7 protein-coding genes are annotated in these 6,436 nt (G+C 67.9%); 5 read left to right on the top strand and 2 right to left on the bottom strand.

Annotated features, from left to right (window positions below; translation table 11 throughout):
• Window positions 1-2,439, top strand: a 2,439-nt coding sequence (locus AB0I81_RS54840; RefSeq protein ID WP_360676670.1) for a CARDB domain-containing protein, incomplete at its 5' end; no start/stop codon positions are given.
• Between the two features lie 17 nt (window positions 2,440-2,456).
• Here the strand turns inward: AB0I81_RS54840 and AB0I81_RS54835 are convergent.
• The gene (locus tag AB0I81_RS54835; RefSeq protein ID WP_360676667.1) at window positions 2,457-3,329 is read right to left on the bottom strand and encodes a sugar kinase; all 873 of its coding nucleotides are present in this window, start codon (window positions 3,327-3,329) and stop codon (window positions 2,457-2,459) included.
• Between the two features lie 221 nt (window positions 3,330-3,550).
• Here AB0I81_RS54835 and AB0I81_RS54830 point away from each other — a divergent pair, with 221 nt between their 5' ends.
• The 4 genes from AB0I81_RS54830 to AB0I81_RS54815 all read left to right on the top strand — a co-directional run bounded on the left by AB0I81_RS54830 (window position 3,551) and on the right by AB0I81_RS54815 (window position 6,118).
• Window positions 3,551-4,261, top strand: a complete 711-nt coding sequence (locus tag AB0I81_RS54830) for a hypothetical protein (RefSeq protein ID WP_360676664.1) — start codon at window positions 3,551-3,553, stop codon at window positions 4,259-4,261.
• A gap of 147 nt (window positions 4,262-4,408) precedes the next feature.
• On the top strand, window positions 4,409-5,113 hold the full coding sequence (locus AB0I81_RS54825) for a DUF4344 domain-containing metallopeptidase (RefSeq protein ID WP_360676661.1): 705 nt from the start codon (window positions 4,409-4,411) through the stop codon (window positions 5,111-5,113).
• Window positions 5,114-5,129: 16 nt separating this feature from the next.
• Entirely contained in the window at window positions 5,130-5,834 is a 705-nt protein-coding gene (locus tag AB0I81_RS54820; RefSeq protein ID WP_360676658.1) for a maleylpyruvate isomerase family mycothiol-dependent enzyme, read from the top strand.
• Between the two features lie 14 nt (window positions 5,835-5,848).
• Window positions 5,849-6,118 (top strand): DUF6343 family protein, encoded by a 270-nt coding sequence (locus AB0I81_RS54815; protein ID WP_360676656.1) that lies wholly within the window; start codon window positions 5,849-5,851, stop codon window positions 6,116-6,118.
• Here the strand turns inward: AB0I81_RS54815 and AB0I81_RS54810 are convergent.
• Window positions 6,077-6,325, bottom strand: a complete 249-nt coding sequence (locus tag AB0I81_RS54810; protein WP_360676653.1) for a DUF3040 domain-containing protein — start codon at window positions 6,323-6,325, stop codon at window positions 6,077-6,079. The two genes, AB0I81_RS54815 and AB0I81_RS54810, sit on opposite strands and share 42 nt — an antisense overlap.
• Window positions 6,326-6,436 lie beyond the last annotated feature (111 nt).

Below are 6,436 nucleotides of genomic sequence, written 5' to 3'. Positions count from 1 at the left end.
GACGTGCAACTCCGCTTCACCGCCAACTCCGGCGCGCCCAGCGGCCAGGTCGCCGAATTCCAGATCTTCGGCAGCCCCGCCGCCAACCCCGACCTCACCGTGTCCGGCCTGACCTCATCGCCGGCCGCGCCCGTCGAGACCGACGCCGTGACGTTGAGCGCCACGGTGCGCAACACCGGCTCCGCGGCCTCCGCCGCCACCTCGGTCAACTTCTACGCCGGCACCACCAAGGCGGGCAGCGCCAACGTGGGCGCGCTGGCCGCCGGGGCCTCCGCCACCGTGTCGGCGAACATCGGGGCGCGGGACGCGGGCACGTACCAACTCTCGGCCAAGGTGGATGAGGACAACAAGGTCGTCGAGCAGAACGAGAACAACAACTCCGCCACCGGCACGCTGACCGTCAAGCCGGTCGACACCGCCGACCTGATCGCCTCGCCCGTCTCCTGGACGCCGGGCAATCCGGGCGCGGGCAACACGGTGACGTTCTCGGTCGCGATCAAGAACCAGGGCACCGTGGCCTCCAGCGGCGGCTCCCACGGCATCACGCTCACCGTCGCCAACGACGCCGGCACCGTCGTACGGACGCTGACCGGCTCCGTCAGCGGCGCGATCGCCCCCGGCGCCACCACCGCCCCGGTGAGCCTGGGCACGTGGACGGCCGCCAACGGCAAGTACACGGTCAAGACCGTGCTCGCCGACGACGCCAACGAACTGCCGGTCAAGCGGGCCAACAACACCAGCACACTGCCGCTGTTCGTGGGGCGGGGCGCGAACATGCCGTACGACACCTATGAGGCCGAGGACGCCGCGCTCGGCGGCGGCGCGGCCCGCGTCGGCCCGAGCAGGGAGATCGGCACGGTCGCCGGCGAGGCGTCGGGGCGGCGCGCGGTCACGCTGAACCAGACCGGCGCCTACGTCGAGTTCACCACCAGGGCGGCCACGAACACCCTGGTCACCCGCTTCTCCATGCCGGACGCGCCGGGCGGCGGCGGCATCAACTCCACCCTGAACGTCTACGTGGACGGCGCCTTCCTCAAGGCGATCAACCTGACCTCCCGCTACGCCTGGCTCTACGGCCCCGAGGCGAGCCCGAACAACAACCCCGGCTCCGGCCCGCCCAGGCACATCTACGACGAGGCCAACGTGCTGCTCGGCAGGACCGTCCCGCAGGGCAGCAAGATCAGGCTGCAGAAGGACGCGGCCAACTCCGCCACCTACGCCATCGACTTCGTGGACTTCGAGCAGGCCACGCAACTGGCCAACCCCGACCCGGCGAAGTACGCCGTACCGGCCGGGTTCTCCCACCAGGACGTGCAGAACGCGCTGGACAAGGCCCGCATGGACGCCAACCTGACCGGCGTCTACCTGCCCCCGGGCGACTACCAGACCTCCAGCAAGTTCCAGGTGTACGGCAAGGCGGTCAAGGTCGCCGGCGCGGGCCCCTGGTTCACCAGGTTCTTTTCGCCGTCGGGGCAGTCCGGCACGGACGTCGGCTTCCGCGCGGACGCCACGGCCAACGGCTCGGCCTTCTCCGGCTTCGCCTACTTCGGCAACTACGCCGAGCGCATCGACGGCCCCGGCAAGGTGTTCGACTTCAACAACGTGGCGAACATGACGATCGACAACGTCTGGGTCGAGCACCAGATCTGCATGATGTGGGGCTCCAACACGGACAACCTGACGATCAAGAACTCGCGGATCCGCAACGTGTTCGCCGACGGCCTGAACATGACCAACGGCAGCACGGGCAACCACGTCACCAACATCGAGACCAGGTCCACGGGCGACGACAGCTTCGCGCTGTTCTCGGCCATCGACAACAACTCGGGCGAGCAGTACGGCAACGTCTACGAGAACCTGACCTCGCTGCTCACCTGGCGGGCCGCCGGCCTGGCCGTCTACGGCGGCTACAACAACATCTTCAGGAACATCCACGTGGCCGACACGCTGGTGTACTCGGGCGTCACGATCAGCTCGCTGGACTTCGGCATCCCGATGCACGGCTTCGGCGCCAGCCCGCCCACGACCTTCGACAACATCTCGCTGGTCAGGGCCGGCGGGCATTTCTGGGGGCAGCAGACGTTCCCGGCGATGTGGCTGTTCTCCTCCTCCAAGGTGTTCCAGGGCATCCGCGTCAACAACCTGGACATCGTGGACCCGACCTACAGCGGGATCATGTTCCAGACCGGCTACTCGAGCCCGACCACGCCGCTGAACCCGGTCAAGGACACGATCCTGACGAACGTGTCCATCAGCGGGGCGCAGAAGAGTGGTGACGCCTTCGACGCCAAGTCAGGGTTCGGCATCTGGGTCAACGAGTTGCCGGAGCCCGGCCAGGGTCCGGCGGTCGGCTCGGCCACGTTCAACAACCTGCGCTTCAGCAACAATCACACGAACATCAAGAACACGACCTCGACGTTCAACCTGACGATCAACTAGAGCAACCAGACGATCAGTCAGAGCTCGTCCCTGGTGGGCATGCCCTGCCAGTCGCTGACGCCGGTCACCGCGGCGGCGCTCAACAGCGCCCCGCGGTGCAGGCGTTCCTGGGGGATGAGGCCGTCGAGGGCGGCGCTGATGTAGCCGGCCGCGAACGCCTCGGCCGCCCCCGCGGTGTCCACCACGGGGACCTGCCAGCCCTGCACGTCGTAACGCATGCGGTCGGCCCGTACGCTGGCGCCCTTCGCGCCCCGGTTCACCACGACCTCCCGCTCGGGGGTGAGGGCGGGCTTGACCAGGTCGAGCTCGTCCTGGTGGAGGAAGAGCAGGTGGGACTCGCAGGCCAGTTCGCTGAGCACCTCCTCGGCCTCGCGCACCGAGGGCCACAACTCGGGGACGTACTCGACGGCGAAGGAGATCACCACCTCGGCGTTCCTGGCCGCGCTCACGGCGGCGCGCACGGCGTCGAGCGCGTCCCTGCCCAGGGCGGCGGTGATGCCGGTCACGTGCAACATCTTGACCGCGGCGATCCGGTCGATGGGCACGTTGCCCGGCGAGAGCAGCGAACCCGCCGAGCCGGTGCGGTAGTGCGTGATCCTGGGTTCGCGGCCCACACGTACCTCGCGCAAGAGCAGGCCCGTGCGCGCGCCCCCGGCCACGCGCATGTCCTCGACATCGACGCCCTCGCCCCGCAGGACGGTCATGGCCCGGGCGCCGAGCTCGTCGTCGCCCACTTTGCCCAGGTACGCGGTACGGTGTCCCAGCCGGGCCAGGGCGATCGCGAGCGTGAACTCCGGCCCGCAGACGTCCAGCCTGGCCTCGCTCTCATGGCGGACGCGACCGCTTGAGACCACACCCAGCGGCTCGCCCAGCGTGTAGACGTCTGTCATGCGCCAGACTGTATCCGGTCAGATCATCTCAAAGAGATTTTTTCCGCATAAGCCCTGGTTAAAGCCGTGATCAAAACTTTTTCGCAACTTTAGCCAACCTTTTCCTCATCCCGTGCCTCAAAGTAGTAGTGGGATCGGCACCCCGGGCCGGTCTCGAAGTCAATACGGGGAGAGGAATCAGCACCCTCATGAAAAAGATCGCAGTAGCTACCCTTTCCGCCATGGTTGGCGGGGCCATGCTGGTCTCCGGTGCGGGCGTCGCCTCGGCCGCCACCAAGGCCGACACGCAGCTCGTCATTCGTGACATCAGCCCGAACCCCGTCCAGGTCAAGGCCGGCTCCGAGACGACCGCGTACTTCGACGTCGGCGCCAGCTCCGACGTGGAGAAGGTCGAGTTCAGCGTGGCCCCGGCCGCGTCGAACTTCCGCACCATGCGCACGAAGGACGTCAAGGACCTCGAGGGCTGGCGTTACGCCATCGGGTTCAACGAGAACGACTACGAAGGCAAGTGGCAGGCCACGGCCGTCGCCTTCGACAAGGCCGGCAAGGAGCTCGCCAAGGACTCGGCGTACTTCACGGTCGAGCAGATCAAGGGCAAGGCCGACACCCGGATCGCGGGCTTCAGCGCCGACCCCTCCAAGGTCCGCAAGGGCCGGTCGATCTACTTCGAGGGCACCCTCCTCGAGCGTGAGCGCCGGGGCTGGGACGGTGTCCGTTACGAGCGCGTGAACGTGTACTACCGCGCCAACGGCTCCAGCGCCTGGAAGTGGGTCGCCACCGACCGCACCGACCGTCGTGGCAAGTTCTACGCCAAGACCAAGGCGTACAAGAGCGGCACCTTCCGTGCCGTGTACAACGGTGACGACGAGCTCGAGGGCGCGAAGAGCCGCTCGGACTACGTGCGGGTCTACGGCCCCTGGTGGCGTCGCTAGTCAGTAACGCTTGAGGTCCGGTCCGGCCATTCGGACCGGGCCTCCGGCATGTCCGGGGGCTTTTTTTACGCTCCAGAGGGTTTAGCGATCATGCAATCGCAGCAGGGACAGTCCCATTGCGTTGATCGATCCCCGAAGGAGATTCGTATGCCGCACCCCGTGATCGCCCTCGTCCTGAGCATGACGAGCACGCTCGGGGCGGCCCCTTCGTCCGAACTGTCCGTACGCTACGAGCGGCCCGACTCGGCCAGCGCCGAGCAGGCGAAGAAGCTCCTCAAGGACAGCCGCGTGCTGAAGACCGGCCTCCGGCTGCCCGAGCAGGTCAAGGTCGTCGCCCGCAACTGCGACTCGCCCAAGGCCACCTGGGACCACGACAAACGCGAGATCTCGCTCTGCTACTCGCTGGTCGGCAAGGTACGCGACACGATCAAGGGCATCTCCGAGACCGAGGAGATCGACGGCAAGGCCACCGACGCCCGGATGGAGGGCGCGCTGACCGCGCTCTTCCACCACGAGCTCGGCCACGCCCTGAGCACGCTCAACGGCATGACCGACGATGACCGGCAGGCCGACCTGTTCGCCGCGCTGACGCTCACGGCGGACCGGCCCAAGCGGGTGGTCGCCGCCGCCGAGGCCCGCCACCTGCTCGCCGGCCACCTGGGCATCGACCACTTGTCGGGCATGGAGGAGTCGGCCACGTTCGCCTGCCTGCTCTATGGCTCCGACCCCGCCAGGTACGGCCCCATCGTCAAGGGCGGCTGGGTGCCGGCCGAGCGGGCGGGCTCCTGCGCCGGCGAGTACAACCAGGTGAAATCGGCCATCGGTGACAAGGTCGTGAAAGTCGGCAACTAAGGGGTAGCGTCCCCATATGGCCGAGGACCTGCTCAAAGACTTCAACCCGTTCGACATCTTCGACACCGAGGCCGCCCGGCTCGACCGGTACTTCTCGGGACTCGACGAGGCCGGCTGGCTGCGGCCGTCCCGGTGCGAGGGCTGGTCGGTGCGCGACGTGCTGGCGCACCTGGCGGGCGAGGAGCGCTACAACCACGCCTGCCTCAACGGGACCGTACAGGACCTGATGGACCGGATGGCCGCGGAGGGCGTGCGCGGATACGACGACTTCAACGAGTGGTCCGTACGGGAGCGCAGGACGTTGCCCGTCGAAGAGGTGCTGGCGGAGTGGCGTGCCAAGAACGGCGAGACGCGCCAGCGCATGCGGGAGCTCGGCCCCGACGCCACGCTCGACACCATGGCCGGGCCGTATCCCGTGGGGTTGCAGGGCTTTCACTACGACTCCGAGTACGCCACGCACGCCGACGATGTGGGCGCGCCCGTCTCCGGCGGGGAGAGCGACGACAGAACGCTGTGGCGGGTGGCGGTGGGCCGGTTCGTGCTGGCCGAGCAGGATGCCAAGGTGCAGGTGGAGCAGACGGCCGAGCAGGTCTCGGTGTCCGCGGACGGGGTGGCCGCCACGCTGTCGTACCCCGAGTTCGTCGAGGCCACGGTGGGCCGCCTGCCGGACTCCCACGACCTCGACCCGCGCCTCGCCTCGGCGCTGAGGTGCCTCGCCTGAGGAGGCCCGCGATCATGTGGCTGCGCAACCGCGAGGGGACCGAGCCGGTGACGGCGCGCAGCCCGCTGCGCGTCCGGCGTGTGCTCTCCCTCATCGCCCTGGTGTTCGGCGTCGTGGCGGCGGTGGTCTTCGCCGTCCTGGCCGTGAACACGGGCGCGGAGGTATGGCGCTGGGAAAGCGGCATCGCCGCCGTGGTGGCCGTCATCGCCGCCATCGACCTGCTGGTGCTACGACACCGCAGCTCAGGTGGTCAGCACGGCCAGCAAGAGGAGAACGATCACTAACGCACCGGCCCAGAAGATCACCCACACGTGGGCCAGGGCCCACATGCGCAGCCTGTCGCCGTATGCCTGCGGAGGCAGGGGCCGCTGCTCCCCGCCTGACTCGATCTTGTTGATCGCCGAGACGCGCCTGACCAGTTCGGGGTCCTCCAGCTCAAGGGCACGCTCGATCTCCGCGAGAATTCGGCGTTCCCTTCCAGAGAGAGTCATCGCACCACCATTGCTCTCACGCCGGTGACCGTCTTTTACCCAGCAACGCCCTCGACATGCTTGCCCATGACCCGCACTTGACCGTCCAGGAGTGGACAAGGGCCGGTGATC

The organism is Nonomuraea sp. NPDC050404, from assembly GCF_040655495.1.
Lineage (GTDB): Bacteria > Actinomycetota > Actinomycetes > Streptosporangiales > Streptosporangiaceae > Nonomuraea.
The sequence above is the reverse complement of the archived record's forward strand: the minus strand, read 5'-3'. Positions and strand labels throughout refer to the sequence as shown.

Excerpts from the sequence above, each read along its gene's own strand:
- AB0I81_RS54835 (WP_360676667.1), bottom strand. The coding sequence starts at position 3,329 with ATGACAGACGTCTACACGCTGGGCGAGCCGCTGGGTGTGGTCTCAAGC.
- AB0I81_RS54830 (WP_360676664.1), top strand. The coding sequence starts at position 3,551 with ATGGTTGGCGGGGCCATGCTGGTCTCCGGTGCGGGCGTCGCCTCGGCC.
- AB0I81_RS54825 (WP_360676661.1), top strand. The coding sequence starts at position 4,409 with ATGCCGCACCCCGTGATCGCCCTCGTCCTGAGCATGACGAGCACGCTC.
- AB0I81_RS54820 (WP_360676658.1), top strand. The coding sequence starts at position 5,130 with ATGGCCGAGGACCTGCTCAAAGACTTCAACCCGTTCGACATCTTCGAC.
- AB0I81_RS54815 (WP_360676656.1), top strand. The coding sequence starts at position 5,849 with ATGTGGCTGCGCAACCGCGAGGGGACCGAGCCGGTGACGGCGCGCAGC.
- AB0I81_RS54810 (WP_360676653.1), bottom strand. The coding sequence starts at position 6,325 with ATGACTCTCTCTGGAAGGGAACGCCGAATTCTCGCGGAGATCGAGCGT.